This is a genomic window from Methylococcales bacterium, from assembly GCA_030949405.1.
Taxonomy (GTDB): domain Bacteria; phylum Pseudomonadota; class Gammaproteobacteria; order Methylococcales; family Methylomonadaceae; genus WTBX01.
The window spans coordinates 1-2,435 of the sequence record JAUZSN010000003.1 but is presented as its reverse complement, the minus strand read 5'-3'; the positions used below and the strand labels follow the sequence as shown (position 1 = coordinate 2,435).

The 2,435-nt window shown below is 37.7% G+C and carries 3 protein-coding genes; 2 read left to right on the top strand and 1 reads right to left on the bottom strand.

What is annotated here, in order from left to right; genetic code table 11:
• Positions 1–526 precede the first annotated feature (526 nt).
• Positions 527–874: a hypothetical protein gene (locus Q9M50_15295; GenBank protein MDQ7091974.1), complete on the top strand. Its 348-nt coding sequence runs from the start codon at positions 527–529 to the stop codon at positions 872–874.
• Between the two features lie 255 nt (positions 875–1,129).
• On the top strand, positions 1,130–2,158 hold the full coding sequence (locus tag Q9M50_15290; protein ID MDQ7091973.1) for a protein rep: 1,029 nt from the start codon (positions 1,130–1,132) through the stop codon (positions 2,156–2,158).
• Between the two features lie 83 nt (positions 2,159–2,241).
• Here Q9M50_15290 and Q9M50_15285 read toward each other — a convergent pair.
• Positions 2,242–2,435: hypothetical protein (locus Q9M50_15285; protein ID MDQ7091972.1), on the bottom strand; the 194-nt coding region annotated here is incomplete at its 5' end.

The window sequence follows — 2,435 nt, the reverse complement described above, 5'->3', positions numbered from 1 at the left end:
AAAGCATAAGATATTATTCAATTAGCAAGGTCAGCACCTTTCAAAGCATAAGATATTATTCAATTAGCAAGGTCAGCACCTTTCAAAGCATAAGATATTATTCAATTAGCAAGGTCAGCACCTTTCAAAGCATAAGATATTATTCAATTAGCAAGGTCAGCACCTCTTGAGGCATAAGATATTATTCAATTAGCAAGGTCAGCACCTTTCAAAGCATAAGATATTATTCAATTAGCAAGGTCAGCACCTTTCAAAGCATAAGATATTATTCAATTAGCAAGGTCAGCACCTTTCAAAGCATAAGATATTATTCAATTAGCAAGGTCAGCACCTTTCAAGTTCCTTAAGCCTTAACCTTTTTTTAGTCAACGCGCGAAGCGCACGAGCTTTATCAGTTCGAAGCTGGGCGACTTCCTACGAGCCCAGCCCTTGCAAGTATTACGGTACTTTATAATAACCGTACTTAGTCCAGCCCACTGGACTTTTTCACTTTACTAATTTTCTTTTTCCTGCTATGTTTTGGTTCATGAAAACATCTTTAGAGGAACCTAAACCTAAAAATAAAGGCGGTCGCCCTCGCGCTTATTCTAATTCGAGGCCTATGAAAATCACAATTTCAGAAGATGATTATAATTTGCTTAAGATTCTTTGTTCATACACTGGTTCACGTCCTGCTTCTGTAATGCGTGAACTTTTAGAGGAGTCTCGCCCAGTTATAAAAGCAATGATTGAAGCTTTGGAGTCTGCTAAAAATAATACTTCTCCACCTTCTGACACGTTAGCTTCAAGACTTCTTAGTTCAGCTTTAAAAAACAAAGAACCAACTCAACAGGATTTACTTGATTTGATGTCTATTAAGGATGGTCAAAAATAAAAATGATGAATATAACAAAAAAAAGGAAGGACGCGCCAACGTCCTCCCGAATAGTTAAAAGCCTACACAGCTTAAAAAACCAACCTAGAAGGTGGTTACAATGCGCATTATAACGTTTAAAACTTTAAAACGCTATACCTGCACAAAAAGACGTTGCTGTTGCTCTCTGCTGTTTTCTAAGCCAATTATGGTAAATATTTCTATTCATTTCTATTTGAATGGCCTTCTCTCGCGAAGCGTGAGGGGTCTATTCTCTTGATACATACAACTAAAGAGGGCGCAGTTTTCCAGATTGGCTTAGATGTTGATTCTTTGTCAGTATTTAAAAGGGTTGAAAGGTACGGTAAGGCAAAAAAAAACAACCTTGAACTTGTCGAATATTTAGAAGAATTAATGCTTGTAGATGAAGTTCGTTTTGGTCACGCAAACCCATTTGTTGAAAAGATATATGACAGGATGGAACGATGTGCTTCTTGGCTTACCTTTAGGCATTATTATGACCACAACAAGAACCGTTTAACGTCTGCTAATTTTTGTGGTAAGCATCTACTTTGCCAACCTTGTGCAATTCGTCGCGGCGCTCAAAAACTTAAAGCATATCATGGTAAGATTGAGCATGTCCTTAAGGAAAACCCGAAATTAAAAGCTTATCTTCTTACGTTCACCGTAAAAAATGGTGACAATTTAATGGAAAGGTTTGAGCACTTACAAAAATCGATTCAGCTTCTTTTTCAACGTCGCAAAAAATATTTAAAGTCACCTGGTCAAAGAATGTTTACGGAATTTTCAAAAGTTAAAGGTTCAGTTTTTAGCTATGAAACCCCAAAATCAAAGGATGGTGAAACTTGGCACCCACATTGCCACATGCTTGTTCTTTGTGAAAATCCACCCGAAATGGGCTTTGTGGATGTTGAAACAGGCAAAGGCACTGGGTTGAGGTCTGAATGGTTTGGTATTACTGGTGACTCATTCATGCTTGATATTCGCAGAAATGAAGGACAGGATTTGATTGGTATGTGTATGGAAGTCATGAAATACGCTGTTAAGTTCTCATGCCAAGAACCCGAAGATACTTGGAAATGCTTTCAAGTTTTAAATCATAGGCGATTGTTTGGCTCAATGGGTAATATGTGGGGTGTTAAGGTTCCAATTTCTATGCTAGACGAAAAACTAGATGGTCCTTATGTTGAATATATGTTCCGTTATCTTAGCGGCGGTCATTATACACAAATTAGCAAGGTTGATATGAGCGAGCATTATGATGATGCTTCAAGTTCTCTGTAATTACCCCAATTTTAATCTGAATTTTTTCCCGACCGAAGCTGGGGGGACCCGCTTGCGGGGGGAAGGCGAAAGGGAGGAAAAAATTAGATGTCCCATCGTTTCTCATCTTCCTTTCGATAAGTCTCAACTGTTTTTTTATCAAGTATCTCTAGTAAAATTTGACGGCGTAAGAATGCGCTGATTCCTTCTTTTGTTTGTTGATACTGTTCTGTTTTTTCTTGACACCATTTTTTTAATAGCGTTGCGCCTTTCCCTTCACATAATATATTATCCTTTT